Source organism: uncultured Campylobacter sp. (genome assembly GCF_937980635.1).
Classification (GTDB): domain Bacteria; phylum Campylobacterota; class Campylobacteria; order Campylobacterales; family Campylobacteraceae; genus Campylobacter_B.
This window is the reverse complement of record NZ_CALJPG010000021.1, coordinates 1-22,056: the sequence shown is the minus strand read 5'-3', so window position 1 is coordinate 22,056 and position 22,056 is coordinate 1. Positions and strand designations below refer to the sequence as shown.

The window sequence follows — 22,056 nt, the reverse complement described above, 5'->3', positions numbered from 1 at the left end:
GCAGAATTTCGCCTCTCGCAGGCTCTCTCACGCGCGCTTGCAAAATTACAGCCATTTGCTATTCCACTCTTCGCGCATGCCGTTTTTATCGACGAGCATTTCGATCATCTCGCGCACCGCACCGCAGCCGCCGTTTTTGCTTAACGCGACGTCCGCTTTTAGCGAGCTTAACGCATCGGCGGGCTTAAAGCTGATCGCGACCGCATTTAAAAGCTTCGCATCATTTATATCATCGCCGATCGCAGCGGCCTCATCGAAGCTTAGGTTAAAATTTTTTAAAATTTGCTCTGCTCTTGAGAGCTTGTCTTTTTCGCCTTGAAAGAGCGTATCGATCTTTAGCTCACGCGCGCGATTTGCGACGATTTGCGAGCTTTTGCCGGTGATGATCGCGACCTTTAGCCCCAGCCGTTGCCACTCCTGGATGCCAAACCCGTCTTTTACGTTAAATTTCTTCATCTCTTCGCCGCCGTTTGAATGGTACAGCCCGCCGTCGCTAAGGCAGCCGTCTACGTCTAAAAATATGATCTTTATCACTTCGTTTTCCGTTTTTTGAAATTTTGTGATTTTAACGAAATTTGGCTGAATTTTTGGCAAACGCCGTATAAATTTAAGCTGCGATCTTAGCCCTTAATCGGCACGTAGCCGCTATTTTCGATGATGCTTTGCCCCTGCGGCGAAAGGATCCAATCTATCAGCGTGCGGATATTTTCGTTTTTGTTGTTTTCATCGTAAACCGCGTAAATTTCGGCTACGAGCGGGTATTTGCGGCTAGCGATATTTTCTTTATTCGGATATGCGCCGTTTAGGCTAAGCATCTTCACGCCGCCGTTTTGCACGATCCCTTCGACGTAGTATCGAAACGAAAAGCCGATCGCGCTGCCGAAAAAGCCCGTGATCTTGCGCTTAGGCTGCGTCTTGCCCATAAATTTTAAAAACGCGCTCTGGCTGCCGCTGCCCGCGTTTCGCTGCACGGCATCTATTCGCATACGCTCGCCGCCTAGCTGCGACCAATCGTCAAACTCCCCAGAATAGATCCCTCGCACCTGATCCAAGCTTAAATTTGAAACTTTATTATTTGCATTTACGATAAAGACGAACGCCTCCAGCCCGATCGGCACAAAGCGCAAGCGCGCGCCCTTTTCCTGAGCATAAGCAAGCTGCTGCTTCGAAGGAGCAGCGACGAAAATGAGATCCGCCTCGCCGTCGCTTATGGCCTTGTAGGCGCCGCGGGTATTGCTAAATTTAAGCCTGCTAGCACTCGTGAAATTTTGCCCGTCAAATTCCACGCTTTCCTTCGGATAGCTCGCCGCGACGAATGCCGAAAAGACGGGATACAAAGCCGCTGCTCCGTCGATTATCGGCAGATCGCCGCTAAGTTTTAAGCTAGAACTAACACGCACGATCTGCGAACCCTCATCAAACGGCAGAAATTTATGCAGCTCGATCGATTTGGCCTGCATCTCGGCGCTGCTTTGATTAACGTATCGCTTCACGACGAGGCGGTAAAACGTAAAATCGAAAGCCGCCAAGATAAACACCAGAAAAATGGCGATAATTGCACGCTTCATCTTAGTTTCCGTTTGCGATATAGGAGATGATCGAGCATTTACTCTGAAGATATAGCGCCGCTGCGACTAGCGCGCAAACGCTAATCGCCCAAGCCGTAAATATTACGGCGATCGTTTTTTGAAAAATTTCATCGCTCATTTTGCGCCTCACATATGCTCGATTGCGTGATTAAGTAGCCAAAAAAAGCCCATTAGGACGCTCAAAAAAATTATGAACGAAAACACAGAGAGGATCAAAAGATTTCTAATTCTTCTGCGGCGCTCGGGTGCACTTTTAGCAGATTTAATAAATTTTACTAAACTTGCGATTAGCCAAATGAGCGAAACTACCGGCAGCCCAGTAAAAACCAAGATAAACATGGAAAAAGGATCGAATAGCCACTGAGAATATATGAGTGGAGTAAAAGCGCATGCAAACGCAACTGCCGAAATAATTAGAAATTTTTTATCTCTTTTATGGCGCTCCGGCTCGTCTTTTGATCTGATAAATTTAATCAAGCACGCGACAAGCCAAACAAAGCAGATCAAAAAGAGCACATTTAAAATCTCCATAAGCGATCCAAAAATATTCATTCTTTACCTTTAAATTTTAATGTACAAAGCGGCATTTTAGCGCGCCGATTAAATTTACGCGCCAGTCAAGCAAGAGCATAAGCGCAAATGCGCCTAAAGCAAGCTCTTAATAAAGCGGGCGATCCTCGCCCGAGCGAAAGCGAAATTTTGCAAATTTCAAGCGGCGGCAAGAGTAAAATTTCAAACGCCGATAAAATTACAAAACCGCGAATTGCCAAATTTACTAAACTTGGCGCGCACTTACTGCTATAAAACGCCCTTCGTGCTAGGCACGCCGGCGCGCTCGTTGATACTTATCGCGCGGCGAAATGCGACGGCAAACGCCTTAAACGCGGCTTCTGCGACGTGATGCAGATTTTCGCCGCGAATTTGGTTTATATGTAGCGTGAAATTTGCATTGAAAGCCAAAGCGCGAAAAAATTCCTCCACGAGCTCGGCGTCGAATTCGCCGATCTTGCCGCGCTTTAGGCTCGGGCAATCAAATACCAAAAACGCGCGGTTGGAAAAATCAAGCGCGGCGCTTACGGCGGCTTCGTCCATCACGACGACGCTATCGCCGAAGCGCTCGATGTTTTGCGCGGGATAGATCGCCTCTTTGATCGCGCTTCCGAGCACGATGCCGCAGTCCTCTACACTGTGGTGAAAATCGACCTGCAAATCGCCCTCGCAGCGCAGGTTTAGATCGATCCACGCGTGCTTGGCAAACGCGCTAAGCATATGATCGAAAAAGCCGATGCCCGTTTGTATCTGCGCCGAGCCGCGCCCGTAAACCTCCAGCTCAAGCTCGATTTTAGTCTCTTTCGTAGCCCTATTTTTGCTTATCATCGCGCAATCCTTAAAACTAAATTTTGTTTGAAATCTATCTAAATTTCACTAAATTTCGCTTAAAATCTCAGCCAGCTTTTCGGAATTTACGCTGCCGATCTGGCGCAGGCTCGCAATCTCGGCGCCCTCTTTAAAAAACAGAATCGTAGGCGGACCGAATACGTTAAAATGCGCTTTTATCGCCCTATTTTGCTCGCTATCTTCGCTAAGATCGATCTTTAAAAGGCTAAATTTATCAAGCGCGCCGGCAAGCGCAGGGTCTGCAAACGCTCGCTCGCTCTGCTCGCAATTTTTGCACCAGCTAGCCCAAAAATCCACTATCACGGGCTTTTTAGAATTTTCTATTTCGCCCTGCAGCTGCGCCAGATCGCGCACAAACGAAAAATGTGCACCGCTAAAATTTTGAGCGCTAGAAATTTCACCCGCCTGCAAGCTCTCGCCCAAGCCGTCCCTGGAATATCTCGCGTTTTGCGGGATTAGATTACCAAGCGGCCTGGAAAAATCTTTTGCGCCGCTGGCAAAGCCCGCGAGCAGCAGCGCCGAATATAGAGCGATTATGAGGGCTAAAGCGCGCTTGATACCGCCCGCAGCGCCGTCAAACAGCCCCAAAAATCCTGCGAAGATTGCGCCTAAAACTGCATAAATCAGCAGGCTTAAATTTTCGCCGATGAGCGTGCGCGAAATCCACACCGCCGTAAAAAGCAGCAAAAAGCCGAAAATTTTAGGCACCGCCTCCATCCAAGCTCCCGGTCTCGGTAGCGCGCCGCCAAGCCCCACCACAAGCAGCAGCGCGCCGCTTCCGAGCCCCAGCGCAAAAAGAGCTGCCGCGCCCAGCAGGACGTCGCCGCTGCCAGCGATATAAACGAGCGCGCCCGCAAGCGGAGCGGAGATGCACGGTGATACGACGAGCGCCGAGATAAGCCCCATCGAAAAAACTCCGATCAGACCGCCGCTCTTTTCGCTTTTGCTGTTTAAGAAGTTTTGAAAGCGCGCAGGCAAGCGAATCTCGTAAAATCCAAACATCGAAAGCGCGAGCGCGGCGAATATGAGCGAGGTTAAGATCAGCGCGAGCGGAGTTTGCAGCAGGCCTTGTAAATTTTGCCCGAAAACCGCCACGAAAGCCCCCAAAATCGCATACGAGCTCGCCATCCCAAAAATATACGCAAGGCTTACGGCGAGGCTCGTTTTCGCGCTCGGCTTGGAGGAGGTTTTTGCCACTATGATCGACGAGAGGATCGGGATGAGCGGATAGACGCAAGGGCTTAGCGAAAGCAGCACGCCGTAGCCGAAAAACAGCGCGATCGCCGCGATGAAGCTCTTGCCGCCAAGAACGTTTAAAATTTTATCCTGCTCGGAGATGGAATTTGCGCCGCGTGGGTTTTTGTGAGCGGAGGATTCATCGGAATTTACAGCAGCGTTTTCTGTCAAGCTTGTAGCGGAATTTCCCGCCGCGTGCGAGTCCGCCACAGAATCTGTCTCTGCGCCCGCTGCTGTAGTATTGCTTTTAAAATTTACAGCCCCGCCTTGTGCGCTGTATGCGGCAGAAATCTGCGCGGAATTTCCGCCGCTTCGGTATCTTTTCAGCTCGGAGTTTGAAATTTTGCTGATCTGATAGCCCTCCACCACGCGCTTGAAGCTAAAGCCAAACTGCTGCGGTTGGTAGCAAAAGCCAGATTTCGTGCAACCCAAAAAATCGCCGTTAAGCACGAAATCATCGCTGTCTGCGGCATTTGCAAGCACAAGGCCTAAAGGCACGGCGATGCTAAATTTGCCCTCGTAAATTTTATAATCCTTATATTCGGTCGCGGCGGGCAGATTTATTAAATTCGTCACCTCCGCGCCGCCGATGAAAATTTTTATCTCGTTTTGATAGAGATAGACCCCGTCCGCGATATCAAAGCTTAACGTTACGCCATCGCTTTGCGCCGCCACGTTAAGCTTGAACGCATCGGAGGGTTTCAGGGGCTCGGCGCCCAAGCCTAAAAGAAAAAACGCTGCCAAAATCAGTGATCTGATCAAATTTTATCCTTTGAAATTTTTTCCTACATTCTAACGTAATAAGTATGAATTTATAGTGTAATATAAAGAACTTTTTTGTAAAATTCCTTAAAATTTTTAGGAGGCGATATGAGTAAAGAGATCAAAACCGAAACGGGCGAAATAGCGCTGAAAGAGATAGAATTTAAAAGCTCAAAGTATGAAAAAATATCGTTCAAAGACTACGAAACGCTGCTTGAGAGATACCAGATCGAGCTTTTGAAGCTGCAAAAATTCGTAAAAGAGAAGGGGCTAAAAATTTTGATTTTGATGGAGGGGCGCGATGCGGCGGGCAAAGGCGGCACGATCAAGCGTTTAACCGAGCATCTAAATCCGCGCGGATGCCGCATCGTAGCGCTCGAAAAGCCGAGCAACGTCGAAAAGACTCAATGGTACTTCCAGCGCTACGTCTCGCACCTACCCAGCGGCGGCGAGATCACGATATTTGACCGCAGCTGGTACAACCGCGCGATGGTTGAGCCGGTAATGGGCTTTTGCACCCACGCCGAGCATAAAGATTTCCTGCGCCAAGTGCCTAAATTTGAGGAGCTTTTGGTAAGTGCGGGGATAATTTTGTTTAAATTTTACTTTTCGGTCTCCAAAGAGGAGCAAAAAAGGCGCTTCGAATCGCGCCGCACCGACCCGCTGAAGCAATACAAACTCTCGCCGGTGGATGCGAGATCGCAGGAGCTGTGGAATCAATACACGCTCGCAAAATACTCGATGCTGCTCGCTTCAAATACCGAGTTTGCGCCGTGGACGATCCTTGATAGCAACGACAAAAAGATCGCGCGGCTAAACGCCTTCCGTTGCATCCTCTCGCGCATAGACTATCCCGAAAAAATTGGTGCGAAGGAACTTGCGGTGGATCCAAACCTCGTGCGAAACGGCGCCAGGGAGATAGTCTTAATGGAGGATAGCCAAAAAAGCGAGGCTTGGCGCAAGCTGGAAAGCCCCTCTCGCAAGAATAAGAAGGATAAGAGAAAGGGCTAAATCTTGCCAATAAAGATTACCCGCTAAGAATTGCTAGGGAGGATTTTCTTGCCAGGAATTGCCTCATTAGGGATTTATTTCCCAATAATAGAAAGGCATTGAATTTTACAGCTTTTCATTTAAAATCTTTAGCGGGATTTCCATCCCGTTGGGAATTGAAACATAGCTTCTAGTTTTTTAAGGTAAATTTCGGTCTCGTAGAATTCCATCCCGTTGGGAATTGAAACTTCTGCCACTGCATTTTATAGCGTCCCGCAGGAATGTGGAATAATTCTATCCTTTGGGAATTGAAATGCATAAATGGGCTTATTGCACGATTTGCGTAGGCGGTAGAATTCATCTTGTTGAAATCAAAACGGATCCACGCGATGCGACTTTTGCGGCAGAAATGGGTAAAATTCTCGTCTCGCTATAAAATTTAAAAAGATTAGTTGTGGCTGGGATAGGATACAGCATGGGGCACTTATGCGAAATTTCATTCGGTTTCAATTTGCCACCAAATATATTAAATTTATAGGTTACGAATGAAATTTTGGAGTTACTCACAAATTAAAATTTTAACGAACTGTATATTTGCCGCAATATAAATAGATTTAAATGCAACTCATTTAGTAGCAAATTCCAAAATATTTGTAAAAATGCACGCTAGGGATCTTAAAAGCTAGGTTAAAGAAGGAATTCTGCATTAATTTCAATTAAATTTACGCCATAAATTTAAGATCATGAGCCAAAGTATAGAATTTAAAATTAAATTAGATGATGCCAAAGAGGCAGAAAGATGGAAAAAATTTTATAAAGCAGAATTCAGCAGTAACCTTTGAAACTGCAAAACAAAGAATATCGGCGTGGTCGTCATAAAAAGGAAAAATCATCTAAATTTAATGGATACTACCGCCTTTGTCACGCAAAGTATAATAATTAAATGCCTCCGCCAATTATTTTTTAAAATTTTTAAAAAATTTCTTCAAAACCGCTTTATAAAAGATCGCGAATTTTGACTCTTTTTTCTCATAAATCACGCTAAAGACGCCCTGCAGATCCAGCTTTTCTTGCAAAGTAATGTTTTGCACCCTACTCTCCTATAAGTTTTTTTATCTTATGCAGCACAAACGCAGCGTCGTCGCTATCGAGCTCGCACAACATCTGGCATATCGCGGTCGCGGCTTGCGGCTTGGTCGTGCCCAAGCGCCAGTCCTGATACGTCCGCATCGACACGCCTAACCTCTGCGCCATCGCGGCGTGCGAGATCTTTTTGCCATTATTTTTGGCTTCGACGGCATTGTGCAAAATGTTGAATATATCGCTCGTTTCTAACATATGAAAATTATACAAATTTATTCGTTAATTATACATAAAATCGTATAAAATGAATAAAAATCGTGTCATTCATAAGTAAAAATAGCAAAATACTTCGTTTATTCGTGTGAATTATACAGAATACTGCATAAAATAAACATAAAATTTTATAAAATTTTGCATATTATGCCGTAAAGATGAACCAGCTTGCACAAACAGGCATATTACAGAACGGCACATTAAATTTTAAAATGGGGATAGATGAAATTTTACACATCGAAGCTTTTGGGATTTGATTTTTTTGATCGGTTCTGGCAGCAATTACAAACAAGATGGAATTTTACCCTATGCCGAGCCATATCTGCCGGCACAAAGAGCGCTTCAATTCCCAATAGGATGAAATTCTACGCGCGCTAAATCCTTGATATTTAGTTTCTCAGCCATTGTTTCAATTCCCAACGGGATGGAATTCTACTTCATCTGAAAGGAATTGAAAAAGGAATGATGAAATTGTTTCAATTCCCAACGGGATGGAATTCTACGCGAGGCTGCAAATAACGCGATTATAAACGACAAGTTTCAATTCCCAACGGGATGGAATTCTACAGCACGAATTTTGCCATTTTTCTAGGTAGAAAGCGTTAGGAGTATATATTTTTATGCCTTAAAATGGACTAAATTTAAAAAAGCGCCGATTGTTAAATGCCCAAAATTAGGCATTTCAAAATCTTAAAAGCAACTTTATCGCTATCTATATGTATCGTGAGTGCAAATGTTAAAATCTCAATATAAGACATTCAAAAAATCGAAGTGTGAATAACAAAAAAAGCTAAAATTTTAAAAGCATATATATTTTTAAAGCCAATTCGTTCGCCGTTCCGTGCTTCAGATCAAATTTATTTCAAAAGCACATACATCTTAAGAGGACACAATCTATAGGCGCAAATGATTCTAGTGAAGATTTAAAAAGCATAAATTAGGCTTGAAGCCCTGAGACCTACCGCCATACCAGCCCCTCGTAAGGCACGCCTTCACAGACGTATTTTTTAATCTGATTGGCCTCGCGACGGATGATTTGACGCCAGGTTAGGTTCTGTCCCGCTACATTTGCGCAAGATGATAGTTTCTCGATCATTTTTAGCTCGATCTTTTGCACCGCTTCTCGACCGAATTGAATACGCCCCGCATCCGTTTCAAAATCTTTTGCCGTAATCTCGCGCTTGTTTAACATTCCAAAAATTAATCTATCACCTAAAATAGGCTTAAAAATCTCTGCAAGATCAAGATGCAGGCTTAACGCGCGGTAGTTTGGCTCGTGTAAAAAGCCGATGCGCGGATCAAGCTCGGTTTTGTAAATTTCGCTGAAGCAGATGTTATAAATGCGCGTATTTACATAGCTAATGAGGGCATTAATTTTATCTGCCGGCGGGCGTTTGGAGCGCGTCGTAAATTTAAAACTGCGCTGATCCTCGATGATTTCGTTCCAAGCCGCGAAATATTGCTTGGCAAAGCCACCTTCCACCGCCATTACTGCTGCTATGTCGCAGGCGCGCGCTAGAGCATCCAGATGCGGCACAGTATCGAGCGAGACGCCGTAAGCCTTGCAATTAATGGCTGCATTTAAGATGCGAGCGCGAGTAATCTCGCGAGCGATAAAAAGGCGCTTAGAAAGATCGTCAAAAGCCCGCAGCTGCGCCAAAAGCACAAAGCCGCTTTTGTTTACAGAATTTGAAGTGTTCGGGAAAAAACTGCCACGGAAGCTCTGATAGGCGCTAAAAATATGCAGCAAAATGTTATTATCAGCCAAAAACGCCATAGCATAAGTATCAAGCTCTACCCGCGCCAAAATATAAATTTCATAAATTGCGTTAATCGGCAAAATTTTACTAGTTAAAATTCCGCCCTCGTCGTTAAATTTATCGAAGTATAGATTATTATCTTTGCGGCGCAATCGGCCTGGGCTTAAAATAAAATGCGTGCGATCCGATTTTTGCATACTTTATCCTTAAATTTTAGCTGAATATTGCCTCGTTTTTATCGCACCCGATGACGAGACGCTGTGAATATTTAAGCGAATTAAAAGTATAAATTACTACCGAATCAAGCTTGCTGGCGCATTCTTTTTGCAAAATCGCCATTAATTTTTTAAGATCGCTCGCTCTGATTTCACCTTCAAAAACGCTGAATTGCACGCGAGGCAGAAACTTCTCGACCGCCTTTCGGACGCGCGCAGCGTTATTTTTCTCCTTTTCGTCGCTGCTTGAAATATCGTAAAATAAAATAGCGTACATTTTATCTCCTAAATGCAATAATCACGATAAGCGCAACTCTCGCAAATCTTTTGCAGGCTAAATTTAGGCGGCTTTGGCTCATTCACAAGGGCGGCAATGCCGTTTAGAATTGTTTCGATTTTAGTGAAATTTTCGGCATTATCCTCAATGGCTATGACGGTTTTGCCGCTAATTAATTTGCCTTTCACCTCTTTTAAATTTAAGCCTGTTTTTAAAAGATAGATATAAAAAAGTAGCTGCATCTTGCCTGCTTCTGGATTTTTTAGGCTCTTTTTATATTCAGTGATGAGATAATGTCCACGCTGCTTAGAAAGCTTGTCGAATTTCAAATTTGAAAATGCGAAGTCCTGCAAACCGCTCTCTTTGATGTCTGCTAGCGCCTTGCCCATCAGCATGTTTTCATCCTCCTGATTGGCGTGAATATTGTGTCCGTAAAGCCATGCTTCGCGCTTACAGGTGACGTAATAATTCACAAGCGTGCCGGTGATTTGGTCCTTGCAAAACATTAGTCGAAAAACTCATTCTTGAGATTTAAGGCGGCATCCTTTTTAATCCCGAAATTATTATTGTACGAAGTATCGCCGAATGGTAAATAATAGACATCTTTTAGCCCATCAATACGCTTTATATTTAAACGCTTTGCATCAAATTCTGTGATATTTACACCAAATCTATTAATTTTCTTAATAGTATTCGTAAATATATCTTTCTTAGTAAATTTGTCCATATCAAGCCTATTGATTTCAAAAATTTCATTTTGAAATTCTTTAATATAATCTTCTTTTGGCTCGATTATTACTAAAATTTTAAGCCCATCATCCATAGCCTCGCTAATCTTTTCGTTTATATCGTAAAATCCGAGCTCTCGTATCTGTTCCGCCAAAAATAAGCCCTCTAAGCTTTGCTTTATGGCGCTGAAATACCTAGTGGAAATATCTAAAATTTCGCTTTCGATGATATCCATTTGCTTTAGAATTTTTACCAAAATATTATCGCTAATGCGTTTTAAATCACCGTAAATGAGATCGGAGTAGTCGCAAATATCGTTAAATACGTATAATTCTCCCAGAGCTGCGAAATTTCTATTTATACGACCGGCAGTTTGGATAATCGAGCTAATGGGCGCTATCTCTCTAAATCCGACATCAAAATCCAAATCCACGCCAGCTTCGATAGACTGCGTAGAAATTAGCAAGATCGAATCACCGTGCTCACTCTTATTTTTAGCAATTGCATCTTTTATATTTTCGATATTTTTTCGTTTGTGATCGTCGCACATATATCCGTTTAGGCAAAAAACTTTAAATTCATCGTAAAATTCCAAAAATAGCTCTTGCGCTTTTTTAATGGTATTTACGACGACTAGTGTATTTTTGCTTTTTGCCAACTGTTTAATATTGTCTTTTAAGGCACTCTCGTCACCATCAAACCACTTCAAAACGTATCTATTTTGGTCTTTGAAATAATCTAAATTTGAAATTTCTTTAAATTTAGTCGTATCAACAATAGGCATCGTGGCGGACATAAAAATAAAAATGCAGCCAAATCTTTCCGCCATCATCTCGCAAAGTTTCATAAAATCCGCCCTGAACTTATACGGTACCGCCTGCGCTTCATCGATTATTATTACACTACTTTTTAATCGGTTAAATTTTACGCTATCTTTATTTTTGTTTCCAAAGAGTGCAAATATAAATTGATATAGCGTAGTTACGTTAATATCTCCGCTAAAAGAATCCATCAAAAATTTAACTTTAGAATAGCGATCTTGCGGGGTGCTTTCATCTATCATAGTTTTGTGATGAATTTTATGAATTAATATATTTTTATCGTCTTTGAAAATCTCTTTTATCTCATCATAAACTTGATCTATGATAGCCGTAAACGGCAGCACGTAAATAATACGTTCTTTATTAAATTTAGCGGCAAAATTTAGCGCAGTCAAAGTCTTACCGTAGCCTGTAGGCGCGGTTAAAGTAAAAAGATTATGATTTACATCGAAATTATTTAAAACAAATTTTCTAAACTCGCTTCTTTTCGCATTTGGCTTACGATTTTCCAGGGCTTTGATATATTTTTCGATCGTATTAGAATTCGCCGGCTTAGAAACAGGGATTCTTTGATTAAAAATAGCTTCATATTTATCACTATAAATAAGCGACGAAAATATGTCTTTGAAATTTAAAAAGTCATCATAATCAAACTTCTTTTTCGCAAATTTGAAATATTCTCTTAAATGCTTAGCTTTAATTAAAAGCTCATTTTTATCGCTTTTAATATCTTTGTAAATTTCTAAACCTAAAGCTTTATCTAAGACTTCATCTCAAAAGTCTAGCTCTTTCGAGCTCTCAAAATATTTGCCGAAATTTTTATTTTGCGTTGTAAGCTCACAAAAATTTTCTACATTTCCATGGTGTGATACGATGGACAAAAATCCAAAAGCCGTATCTAGCTCATTAAATTCTGAATTTAGTAAAAATATGTAAGAGGATAATAAAGCATGATTTTTATCTGCAATTTTTTCAGTAGGGTTTTTGATATAAATCTGAAAATTAGTTTTTAGCTTAGCTATATCGTGATAAATTTTAATGCATTGTAAAAGCCTACTATCCGCTTCAGCAAGCATATTTGCTATATGCTTTATTAGTGGTTTGTTGGGATGTGATAGCGGCTCACTTTGCAAAGTAGACCTTGTAGTCATTTATTTGATAGATATTTCCTCTATTCTTTACTTTGATTTGACTATTGCCGCTTAACTTAATAACAAAATCTTTAAAATCCTTAAAAATTCTACCCTCTTCACATCCGCAAGCCATTCTAGCCGTAGCAAGTCTGATATCAAAGCTTTGTGCATCAAATATAAAATCGTCCATTAAAACGAACGTATCTATAAAACTTTCCTTTCCATGCACCAATTCACAATTTTTTATCTCGATATATTTAAAATCCGCTATACAAAAATTTATACCTAAATATGGTGTGAAGACACATCTATGAGCTTTTAAGCTGTCGATTATATTTTCTTTATAAGAAGCTTTTAAAGCACTTAAATCAACGAATATGACATATCTAGGATCTTTTATTAGCTCTTTATAAAACTGCTTTTTCTCGCTAGAATCTTGATAGCCTTGTTCGATATGCATATTTGACGATAGAGCAAATTTTATACCGTTAAAAATCATAGTTTTTTTGCGAAATTGCGAACTTAAAATAACGCTATAACCTATATCGTTAAGTTTAAAATAATTCATTTCACCTATAATCGATCCCAAAAGCCCCATGACGGCAGTCTTTGGCGGCACGGGATATGTAAGAGACGAGTATATAGTAGCCGGATGAGAAAAATGCGCGTAATCTCCCGATAGCTCAAAAGCTATTATATCCATTTAAAATCCTATTTTTATCCAACTACTATCAAATTGTGATCTGTTATTTTGCTCGAAGTCAAAATCGCTCATATACTCTATTTTTTCGATCTCTTGCGCGTATCTGGTAAGTTTAGCTTTTAATCTAGAAAAATCAATCGTAAAATCATTTATACTTCTTATCTCTATGTCTTCTTTGCTACTATTTATAGCCACACAGTTATTTAAATCTCCAGCGAAAGTATCATTTTTATATGTAATTACTAGCATAAATCTAGGCATCTGACCCATTTTCGTGCGAGTAATTAAATTTTTAGTCCCGCTCCAAAGCGCTCCTAAAATCACTTTCACATCATCTTCACTTAAATTTGTAATCTTTGCACTATGATTATCCACTATTCCGTAAGTTGCAAAGATTGCATAATTTAAAAAATCTTCTTCTCTAAACGTTTTATTTGCCTTATCGCTACCGCTTGCAAATGCGCCGGTGCCTTTTATATGCTCTACCGCAACTCTATGAAGCGATCTGCTAATTCTAAACTGAATTGGTCCAACAAATTGAATTCCGGCTGTTTTTATGCCTTCTTTTTTCATCTCGTCTTTATCCGATATCGGCAAAACTCCACCAAATGCGCGAATATCGATAAATTTAGATAAAATTTCTTTTTCAATCTCGATTTTTTCTTGCTTCACGTTAATTACTTCACGTATTGCGCTTTTGCAATCTAAGATATTTTCATCTCTTTTATACTCTTTAATGAAAATCGCACTTTCGTCTTTTTTCATAATTTCATCTCTAATTGTTCGCTTTATACGTACATCAGTAACTTCTGCTATACCTGTCTCATCGTCTATCCTGGGAGCGTTATCTCTTAGCATATCGCCGTTTGGATTAAAATTTTCGCCGTCCCAAAGAAATAGAATTTCCTTCTTTTTCATTACTCGCCTCCTTGAGTGTTATCTTTAATATATTTCGTAAAATCACTTCCGCCCATAGCAAAAGCTAGCGTTACATAAGCGCTCTTAACCCGCTTTTGAGATAAAAACGCACTTGGTAAAATTCCAATCAAAATATCGCGCATGATTTCTATATTAGCACTTCTTTTTCCTCGCGATACATTGGAGAGTTTTTTGTTAGTTTCATCGCACTTGGTCCAAATCCGTTCTAAAAGCTCTTTCGTAATTAATCCGGCATTATTCAGCCATTTTTCGAATGAACTATTTTTGCTAATAGCAAATTGGCGATTTATCAACCCTGCAGACATCATCCCTAGCAAATATGCACTCTGCAATACTTCATTATCTTTTAGAAATTCGCTATTTTTCAAAATCGAGTTTATTAACTCTTTTTTATCACTTAAGCCTTGCAAATTAACCTCCCTTGCAAATGATATTTTTTTATTTAAAGCACCTATTTCATTAAAGAAATTTTGATATTTTTCGATACTTTTTATACTTCTATTTTGATATGTCTTAACGCAATTAAAATAAAATCCCCACTCTATTTTTGACGCATAACTAGAGTTAATATTGCCTTTATAAATCAAAGCAGCATATTTTTCCATCATATCATCTAAATTCATCCTATTTTGCGATAATAAAAAATCCATAATATCGATGTTTTTAAGAAATAAATTTTGCATGTAAATAGTATCATCTTGTTGATCTTTACTATCTTTTCGCCTAATCGCCTTAATATTATATCTACCCATTAAATCGGAAATTTTAGAAATATAAGACGGCAATACATCATCTATTTGCAATAATACATTAACCGCAGCATTGCCTTTTTTATAAAATAGAATTGTATTTAGCACGGGCATATTTGCTTGCGCTTTAGCTACGGATTCCAACTCGTAATTAATACTTTCTTCGATATTCTGTATGCTTTGCAGATCTTTTTTCTTTTCGCTCGGATCTTTTAAAATTTCCACTATTTTTTCTAATAAATTTGTATCATTTACCATTAACGTCGGTAAGACCGCCATTTTATCCCCGTAAAAATTAAAAGATAATTCCTTATCAATTGCCATAAAACCGTTTTTAACCAAATTTGCATTAGCACTATTTAGAGGTAGTAATCTAACTTTAATGTCTTGCAAAGCAGTCGGCAGCTCATTTACGGAACAAAACGCTAAATTCGCATCTCCACCGATACCAATACTATTTGTAAGCATATCATAACCATAAATTTTGGCAGTTTTACCATTATCGCTATCGCTTAAATGACTCGTAAAAATATTTTTGAAATACGCTGAAACTGGTCTACCCTCCCAAGATAATGCAAAAAAAGTAGCCACTTTCATGCCCTTTTTCTTAGGCTCTTCTTGTAGAGCTACAATTTCACTTAAAATATCATCAAAAAAGCTCTCGTTTAAGCTAGATAAATCCGTTAATATTTTATCATTTTTGATATCGTCAGGATTGAAGCAAGAGAGCATATTTTTTACGGCTTTTGAAATTCCTTTTATAAATTTAGGAGTATCGTCTTTTACGGCTTTGTTAATGAATTGGACATTAGGGAACAAATTGCCAGAATTCGCGCCTATGCCAAATCTACAAACTATTAAATCGTCTCTTGAAATATTGTTATTTACCAATATTTCTTTACTTTTAATATCACAAAGATAAATTTTAATAGCATCGTATTCATAGCTTTTGTTGTTGATTTTAGTTTTCTGTTTATCATAAATTTCGCCGATACTAGAAAAAATTTTAACTATATCGCCCAAAATTTATCCTTTCTAAAATATACGCGAATTATAACTAATTTTAATTATATTGTCAATAGTTATTGTGTTTTAATGAAATAATTTGCCTTTTTTAAATTTTTATTATACAATCGGTTTTAAAGCAAGCAATCATCCTTTTTAGGATTTGAAATTTGTGCTTTAATGCAGTCTTGCTTTACAACCTCCAAAACCCCTACTCCATAGTTCATGCACCCGCTTCCAACGCCCGTGCCAAGGATCAAATTTATTAGTTCTGCATTAGCTACAATTTTCCATCTTGCTTGCCACGCATATACTGGCTCGCGATTGTTGCCGTAATAGAATTTCACAGATTCACCCAGCTTTTGCCACAATAAATTTAACTCCATTTCGCCATCATATTTTCGCCCCATAATCGTTTCAAATCGCTGTAAAATATTCGTCTTCATCATCTCTAAATGCCTGCTATCTTGCGGCTGCAAATAGACTTTATGCCCCAAAAGCCCGCTTACTGCGCACGCCACGTAGCCTTGCACAATAGCTTCGTTCTCGCAAATTTTATGATTTTTTGCTTCGACGGTAGTTTGCGTAAATAGAATTTCACCCAAGCTTAGCTCGTCTTTTAGCACTGCTAGCGCGATTTTACGTTCAAACTCCGGCTCGCATGAAGCAAATCGCACGCGCAAGTCCTCTCCTCGCAAGATAAAATCAAACACCGTGCGTTTAAAAATTTTACCGCTTGATTCGTGCCTATATCCTACGTGCTCTGAAGCCGGCAGACAGCGATAAAGAAAGCCCTGAATCAGCTGTGAGAGAGATTTTGTGATTTTTAGATTTTTAGTTGGTAATTTTGCGTTGATGATTAGCATTTGCGCTCCTTTGCGCAGTAAAATTTTGCCCAAGGTTCTCGTAAACCTTGGGCAAATGAGTTCTAAGTGGGATTAAAATCCTATCTCTTTGATATCGGCAAACTGCAAAAACGCGCGATAAATTTGCCCGATATTTGCGATACGATTTGCGCGTATTGCGGTATCCTGGACGTTTATCATCACATTATCGAAAAAATCATCAATCACGCCTTTAAGCCCAAATAGTGAGCGCAGATACCCACTCACGTCGTTTTCGTTGAGCTTAATCGCCCTGAACGCCGCATTTAGCGCACGCTCAGCGTCGTGTTCGAATAGGTTTTCGTCCACCACGCCTATTTTTTCGTCCTTGATGATATTGGCTAGGCGCTTAAAAGTTGCGAAATTCTCTGCAAAATCTGCTGCTGCTGCGATCTCGCCCAGCGCCTTTATAGCCTTGCTTAGTAGTAATAGATCGTCCTCGCCGCTTGCGATGCACGCCTTGATCACGGACGGATTTATCTCGTCAAAAATTCCATATAACCTATCTTTTATAAAATCCAGCAGCTTAGAAATGTCAAATTTCTTATAATTTGGCGCCAGCTTTTGCGCCAACGCATTCGCATCAAAGCTCAATCCTTGATTTAGTAAAATTTTAATTAGCCCCGTAGCTGCGCGGCGAAGCGCGTACGGATCTTTATTGCCGCTTGGAACTTTATTGATACTAAAAAGTCCCAGGAGCGTTTCAAATTTCATCGCTACAGCAATTACGCTACTAAATACGCCGCTTGGCAGCTCGCTATCCTCGCCGCTAGGCAGATATTGCTCGCGTATCGCGCGGCATACATGATCTGCCAGTCCAGCGTGTGCGGCATAGTAACTACCCATAATGCCTTGAAGCTCGCTAAATTCGCCCACCATCGTGCTGCTAAGGTCTGCTTTACTAAACATTACGGCATTTTCCACATCCCGCGCGAAGTCCTTTTTGCCGATCTCCGCCTCAATCTGCGTAGCATAATCCGCGCTCAGCGCCCTTGCTACAGCTAGCTCGCGCACTTGCTTATCATAAACTGAGCCAAGAGCTTGCATATAGGAAATTTGCTTAAGTTTTTCAGGGCTAAATTCCGCTTGCAAATCGCTTTTCCAAAAAAACATAGCATCGCTTAGGCGCGCGCGTAAAACTTTTTCATTACCACGTACTACAAGCTCGTCATCATCGGTGATCGCATTACTAACGACAACGAAGTGATTGCTTAGGCTTTTACCCTCGAAAACGGGAAAATAGCGCTGATTCTCCATCATCGAAGTGATAATGACCTCTTTTGGCACGCTTAAAAAATCTCGCTCAAAGCTGCCTAACAGCGCCGTCGGATACTCGGTAATCGCCGTTACTTCATCTAGCAACGCAGGATCGACCTCAATCTTAAAACCATGCTTTTTCTCGAGCTTTGCAAACTCGCTTAGAATTTTATCTTTTCTTTTTTGCTCGCTTAAAATTACGCCGTTACGCTCCAGCAGTGCGAAATAATCCGCGGCGTCTTTAAATTTAATCGCTTCGTAGCCAAATTTTCGGTGCGGAAAAAATGCAGCTGCGCTTCGCACGCCATAAATTTCAAAATCTACGTTTTGACCGCCCAAAACGCAGGCTATACTTCTTATCGGACGGATAAACTCAAACTCGCCGCTACCCCAGCGCATCGCGCGTCCAAAATTTAGCGATCGTAAAAACTCCTCTATCATTTCGCCTAGAATTTCACGACTATCGCGCCCCTTTTGCACCGCAGCGTGATATAGCACCTCTTTACCGCCCACCTGCCGAAATTCCAGCTCGCTTTCGCTTATGCCGCATTTTTTAGCAAAACTTAGCGCTGCAGGGCTCCACGCGCCGTCTTTGAGCGCGACGGATTTTGGTGCACCCGTACTTACGATCTGTGCATCATCGCCGCGTTGCGGAAAATCCTCGTGAAATAGCACAAATCTACGCGGGCTAAATTCAAAGCGAAAGTCGCTATTTATGCGGTTAGCCTCAAGCACTGCGCGCCATTTTGGCGCGATATTCGCACGCTCTTTTAAAAACGGGATCGCAGGCAGCTCCTCGACCCCAATCTCAATGAGTAGTTCCATCTTTATCCTTTTTTCGTTGATTTCGTTTTTCGTTTTTCTCCATCATTTCGCGGTTAAATCCTACGATCATAAATATCATAAAAAGCACGAAAAGTGCGGTTATAACGGCATGTATCATTCTACTATAAATTCCTTTTGCCCTTTATAAATCGTAAAATAGGCATTTTTAAATTCTAAATTTTTGCCGTTTTGTACAGGAGCGCTTTTGCGAAAAATTCTAAACTCGCCCGCGCTTTTTAGATCAATTATGCCGTCTTTAACGTCGCCTTTGATCGTGCTTATCACATCTCCTGCGCGCAGCTGCCGCACCAATGCGCTAGGCAAAACGTATGGCGCGATAGAGCCTACGTTGCCGCTTCTAGATACGATCTCAAAATCATCGATTTCAAAGCTTTGTTTGTAAAATTTCGTCTTTTTTACTAGCAGATCGAGTTTATCGCCTAGCTGCAGCCCGCTGCCGCCATAGACAAAAACTCCGCTTCCATCTTGGGAGATCGCAAAGCCGTGGCGGTTTGTAAAGCTCACGACTGCGCCTTTTATCAGCACAGGCTCGCTTATAATGCGCCCGTAAAGCTCCTCTATCGTGACAGCCTTTGCGGAGCTAGCGGTATTTTTAGCTAAAAATTCTTGCTTTTTCGGCATAGATTTTAAAGCGCCTTCGTCTGTCAGAATGAAGCTAATCGGGAAATGATCGGAAGCGGTAGAGGATTTAGCAACCGCGAAGCTATCCTTTTTAAATCCCGGCTCGCTACTAAAAAAATCGTCGCTAAGCAAGATATGATCGAGCACCGCGCCACTTTCATGAGATTCACAAGAGCCAAAATGCTTTAACTGCGAGCAGGGATGCAGCGCCCACAAATCATTAAATCCGTCGCGCTCGATAAGCTCGTTTAGCAAAGAATTTCGCCCGAAATTCGTATTAAAATCTCCCGCTACGATAGCGCGTTGGTGCCCTTGCAAAACCTCGCGTAAAAAGGCGAAATTGCGCTTGCGCTCGCTAAGCGGATTGCGTGCAGAGAGCATATGCACGACATAAAAGCTAAAATCAGCGCCGCCAAGCGCGAAATCAGTGCGCAAAATATCTCGTGTTTTAAGCTCTATCGGGCGGTAGGTTTTTTGAAATTTTATCGGTATGCGTGACATCACTGCCACGCCCGCAGGTGCGGCTTGCGCGCGCGAAAAAGCGTAGAATTTATAGCCCGCTTTCTGAGCAAGTGCTTTTAGCACGGCTTCGTTTTCTATCTCTTGCAGCCCCAAAATATCGGCATTAAGCGCGCTTATCTCGTCCGCTACCTTTTGCAGCTTGCGCTCGTATTTTTGCTTGCTCCAGCCTCCGCGCCCGATCTCAAAATCCGCGTACTCCGTGCCGTCGTCCTTGCCATCGAATAAATTCTGTACGTTAAACGATGCGATTTTCAGCTCCGCCGCACTCGCGCCGTAGAAAAACATCGCAAAAAGTAGCGCTAAAACTCGCAAACCGCGCTCCTAAAGTCGAATTTATCGATGTTTTGACGGATCGCTTCGTAGGTTACGATACCCACGCTGGTGGCTAAATTTAAACTGCGTCCCGCCCCGCTCATCGGGATCGTGATGCAGTTTTCGCGGTTTGTGCGCATTATCTCAAGCGGTAGTCCGTGTCCCTCCGAGCCGAAAATCAAAAAATCGCCCGGCTGAAATTTTGCCTCGCAGTAGAGTTTGTTCGTCTTCGTCGTCGCAAAAAAGAAGCGCTGCTTAAATTTCTCATTCGCCGCCATAAACTCGTCCCAATTTTCCCAAATTTTAAGATCCAAGTTCGCCCAATAATCGAGCCCCGCGCGGCGCAGATGCTTGTCGTCGATGAGAAATCCTAGCGGCTTAATTAGATGCAAAGGACACCCCGCATTGACGCACATGCGCCCGATGGAGCCTGTGTTTGTGTGGATCTGCGGATATACTAACACGATATTAAACATCAAAAATCACCGATTTTGAACGAGCACAATTTTGCGATTTAAAATTCCGCAAAGCGAGATTTTGAGATTTAGAATTTTGCAAAGCCAAATTATGCGGCTTGGAATTTCGCGCAGTAAAGCCTTGCAAATTTAAATGGGCAAAATTCCACAATTTGAAATTCTGCGAAATAAAATTTAGGTTCATGATTTTGCGATGCTGCAGGATGTCAGATCTCTCCTTGCAGCGACACGGCTCTTGCGTCTTTCTATGATGCGGCGCGAGAACTGCCCCCATAGCACAGGACGGGCGATACGGCTCGCTAAATTTTGCTTTAATGCGTTTAATATGACGCAGGCTGTGAGATTTTGTGCCAAGATGTCCTAATCCGCAAAATTTCATCTCGCTGCAATGTGAGCCGTGAAATTCCGCATCGCTGCTGCACGGCTCATATAGTTTCCCGCCACAGTGATGTGATCTGTGAAATTCGCTCGATCCATAAAACTTCGCCTCGTGGGCTTTTTTGGTATGACAGCACGACGGATGGAATTTTAATAGGTAAAATTCTGTGTCATAAAATCCTACCGAGCTAAGCTTTTCGCTATGGAATTTTACGCCGCAAAAATTTAAATTTCGCTCGTCGCAAAAGATAAAATTTCGCGCAACAAAAATCACGAAATTTTGCCTGCGATCAAAGCAAAAAGCGCGCTTTTGCAAAGACGCAGCATTCTTACAAAACGCGTAAATTTCGTCGCGACGATAGAATTTTTTCATAAAACTAGCTCCTAAATAAAACGGCGATTTTACAAAAATCTCTCTAAATTTACGCTTTTAAAGCCGCTACAAACGCCCTAATCTCCGCTTCTTGCATCCTCTCGATCTCCTTGCCGATCGCAGCGCCGCGCAGATTGCGAGCGACATCCGCGGCGCAAACCAAGCTTTTAAATTTCTTATCCCAAATCCCAAGCCGCTTTGCCGCTTGCACCCTACCTTTACAATACAGCCCGAGCCACTGCTTAAGCGGCATTTTTAGAGCGATTTTACATAGTCGCTCGTCGCTTACCCGCTTAAAAAACGGCTCTCTAAGTAGCCTTTTATAAAGAGAATTTAGCCCTAAATTCTTTAAAATCTTATTTTTATCTAATCCTAAAAAATTCAAAAACGCGTATAAAAAAAACATTTCATTTCTTACGAAAGATTCGCCGTGCTCTATGAATTTTATCAGCCGCTCATGCGTACGCGTATCAATCTGCAATCCAAAAACCCGCTCATAAAGCCCCAGCTCTTGCATTAGCATCATCCCATATCGGTGCGCAGGTGCACGGAAAAATTTAATCAGCTCTGCTTTAACGCGCTCGCGACTAAGATCGCTAACGTCGATACTACGCATGAGCTCTAAGGTGCGCGGCTCGGTGCGAAGCTCAAATCTTGCGGCAAACTGTACCGCGCGATACACGCGCAAGCTATCCTCCACGAAAGTATGCGGATCAACCACTCGC

Annotated in this window: 23 protein-coding genes, 1 pseudogene and 1 CRISPR repeat array; of the genes and pseudogenes, 2 read left to right on the top strand and 22 right to left on the bottom strand. The window is 41.8% G+C overall.

Annotated features, from left to right (window positions below; all coding sequences use genetic code 11):
- Positions 1-45 precede the first annotated feature (45 nt).
- From Q0460_RS04925 to Q0460_RS04915, 3 genes are all read right to left on the bottom strand, one after another.
- Positions 46-534 (bottom strand): HAD family hydrolase, encoded by a 489-nt coding sequence (locus Q0460_RS04925; protein ID WP_297961976.1) that lies wholly within the window; start codon positions 532-534, stop codon positions 46-48.
- Between the two features lie 86 nt (positions 535-620).
- A complete protein-coding gene (locus tag Q0460_RS04920) occupies positions 621-1,568 on the bottom strand; it encodes a substrate-binding domain-containing protein (protein ID WP_299085542.1) in 948 nt (315 codons plus the stop codon).
- A 1-nt stretch (position 1,569) separates the two neighbouring features.
- Positions 1,570-1,707, bottom strand: a complete 138-nt coding sequence (locus tag Q0460_RS04915) for a hypothetical protein (protein ID WP_005869117.1) — start codon at positions 1,705-1,707, stop codon at positions 1,570-1,572.
- A 521-nt stretch (positions 1,708-2,228) separates the two neighbouring features.
- Here Q0460_RS04915 and Q0460_RS04910 point away from each other — a divergent pair.
- Positions 2,229-2,393 (top strand): hypothetical protein, encoded by a 165-nt coding sequence (locus Q0460_RS04910; RefSeq protein WP_299085540.1) that lies wholly within the window; start codon positions 2,229-2,231, stop codon positions 2,391-2,393.
- On the opposite strand, the gene hisB is transcribed toward Q0460_RS04910, so the two are convergent.
- Positions 2,388-2,966: an imidazoleglycerol-phosphate dehydratase HisB gene (gene hisB / locus Q0460_RS04905; protein WP_299085538.1), complete on the bottom strand. Its 579-nt coding sequence runs from the start codon at positions 2,964-2,966 to the stop codon at positions 2,388-2,390. The genes Q0460_RS04910 and hisB overlap by 6 nt on opposite strands.
- A gap of 48 nt (positions 2,967-3,014) precedes the next feature.
- Entirely contained in the window at positions 3,015-4,985 is a 1,971-nt protein-coding gene (gene dsbD / locus Q0460_RS04900) for a protein-disulfide reductase DsbD (protein ID WP_299085536.1), read from the bottom strand.
- Between the two features lie 108 nt (positions 4,986-5,093).
- Between dsbD and ppk2 the strand changes: the two genes are divergently transcribed.
- Positions 5,094-5,996: a polyphosphate kinase 2 gene (gene ppk2 / locus Q0460_RS04895; protein WP_299085534.1), complete on the top strand. Its 903-nt coding sequence runs from the start codon at positions 5,094-5,096 to the stop codon at positions 5,994-5,996.
- Between the two features lie 935 nt (positions 5,997-6,931).
- On the opposite strand, the gene Q0460_RS04890 is transcribed toward ppk2, so the two are convergent.
- The 17 genes and pseudogenes from Q0460_RS04890 to Q0460_RS04810 all read right to left on the bottom strand — a co-directional run.
- The gene (locus Q0460_RS04890; protein WP_299085532.1) at positions 6,932-7,066 is read right to left on the bottom strand and encodes a hypothetical protein; all 135 of its coding nucleotides are present in this window, start codon (positions 7,064-7,066) and stop codon (positions 6,932-6,934) included.
- Position 7,067: 1 nt separating this feature from the next.
- Positions 7,068-7,313 (bottom strand): helix-turn-helix transcriptional regulator, encoded by a 246-nt coding sequence (locus tag Q0460_RS04885; protein ID WP_040303199.1) that lies wholly within the window; start codon positions 7,311-7,313, stop codon positions 7,068-7,070.
- Between the two features lie 293 nt (positions 7,314-7,606).
- Positions 7,607-7,898: a CRISPR direct-repeat array (repeat unit 30 nt; unit sequence GTTTCAATTCCCAACGGGATGGAATTCTAC).
- 391 nt (positions 7,899-8,289) lie between these two features.
- Positions 8,290-9,288, bottom strand: a complete 999-nt coding sequence (cas1, locus tag Q0460_RS04880; protein ID WP_299085530.1) for a CRISPR-associated endonuclease Cas1 — start codon at positions 9,286-9,288, stop codon at positions 8,290-8,292.
- 16 nt (positions 9,289-9,304) lie between these two features.
- Positions 9,305-9,583 (bottom strand): CRISPR-associated endonuclease Cas2, encoded by a 279-nt coding sequence (gene cas2, locus Q0460_RS04875; protein ID WP_005869129.1) that lies wholly within the window; start codon positions 9,581-9,583, stop codon positions 9,305-9,307.
- Between the two features lie 8 nt (positions 9,584-9,591).
- The gene (locus Q0460_RS04870) at positions 9,592-10,089 is read right to left on the bottom strand and encodes a Dna2/Cas4 domain-containing protein (protein ID WP_299085528.1); all 498 of its coding nucleotides are present in this window, start codon (positions 10,087-10,089) and stop codon (positions 9,592-9,594) included.
- Positions 10,089-11,645: a CRISPR-associated helicase Cas3' gene (cas3, locus tag Q0460_RS04865; protein WP_299085768.1), complete on the bottom strand. Its 1,557-nt coding sequence runs from the start codon at positions 11,643-11,645 to the stop codon at positions 10,089-10,091. Before cas3 ends, Q0460_RS04870 begins: the two co-directional genes overlap by 1 nt.
- Before the next feature lie 261 nt (positions 11,646-11,906).
- Positions 11,907-12,266: a hypothetical protein gene (locus Q0460_RS04860; RefSeq protein ID WP_299085526.1), complete on the bottom strand. Its 360-nt coding sequence runs from the start codon at positions 12,264-12,266 to the stop codon at positions 11,907-11,909.
- Complete coding sequence (gene cas5 / locus Q0460_RS04855; protein ID WP_299085524.1) at positions 12,256-12,969, bottom strand: CRISPR-associated protein Cas5; 714 nt, start codon at positions 12,967-12,969, stop codon at positions 12,256-12,258. The genes Q0460_RS04860 and cas5 overlap by 11 nt, the downstream gene beginning before the upstream one ends.
- Positions 12,970-13,887, bottom strand: coding sequence for a type I-B CRISPR-associated protein Cas7/Csh2 (gene cas7b, locus Q0460_RS04850; RefSeq protein ID WP_299085522.1), 918 nt, complete (start codon positions 13,885-13,887; stop codon positions 12,970-12,972).
- Positions 13,887-15,680, bottom strand: coding sequence for a TM1802 family CRISPR-associated protein (locus Q0460_RS04845; RefSeq protein ID WP_299085520.1), 1,794 nt, complete (start codon positions 15,678-15,680; stop codon positions 13,887-13,889). The genes cas7b and Q0460_RS04845 overlap by 1 nt, the downstream gene beginning before the upstream one ends.
- Before the next feature lie 116 nt (positions 15,681-15,796).
- Positions 15,797-16,528 carry a CRISPR-associated endoribonuclease Cas6 gene (locus tag Q0460_RS04840; protein WP_299085517.1) on the bottom strand — a complete coding sequence of 244 codons (732 nt, stop codon included), beginning with the start codon at positions 16,526-16,528 and terminating at the stop codon, positions 15,797-15,799.
- A 72-nt stretch (positions 16,529-16,600) separates the two neighbouring features.
- Positions 16,601-18,628: a glycine--tRNA ligase subunit beta gene (gene glyS, locus Q0460_RS04835; RefSeq protein ID WP_299085516.1), complete on the bottom strand. Its 2,028-nt coding sequence runs from the start codon at positions 18,626-18,628 to the stop codon at positions 16,601-16,603.
- Entirely contained in the window at positions 18,612-18,746 is a 135-nt protein-coding gene (locus Q0460_RS04830) for a hypothetical protein (RefSeq protein ID WP_291937682.1), read from the bottom strand. Before Q0460_RS04830 ends, glyS begins: the two co-directional genes overlap by 17 nt.
- Positions 18,743-20,104, bottom strand: a complete 1,362-nt coding sequence (locus Q0460_RS04825; protein WP_299085514.1) for an endonuclease/exonuclease/phosphatase family protein — start codon at positions 20,102-20,104, stop codon at positions 18,743-18,745. Before Q0460_RS04825 ends, Q0460_RS04830 begins: the two co-directional genes overlap by 4 nt.
- A complete protein-coding gene (locus tag Q0460_RS04820) occupies positions 20,092-20,580 on the bottom strand; it encodes a tRNA (cytidine(34)-2'-O)-methyltransferase (protein WP_299085766.1) in 489 nt (162 codons plus the stop codon). The genes Q0460_RS04825 and Q0460_RS04820 overlap by 13 nt, the downstream gene beginning before the upstream one ends.
- Complete coding sequence (locus Q0460_RS04815; RefSeq protein ID WP_299085512.1) at positions 20,573-21,331, bottom strand: hypothetical protein; 759 nt, start codon at positions 21,329-21,331, stop codon at positions 20,573-20,575. Before Q0460_RS04815 ends, Q0460_RS04820 begins: the two co-directional genes overlap by 8 nt.
- 49 nt (positions 21,332-21,380) lie before the next feature.
- Positions 21,381-22,056, bottom strand: a pseudogene (locus Q0460_RS04810) (hypothetical protein); the annotation flags it as partial.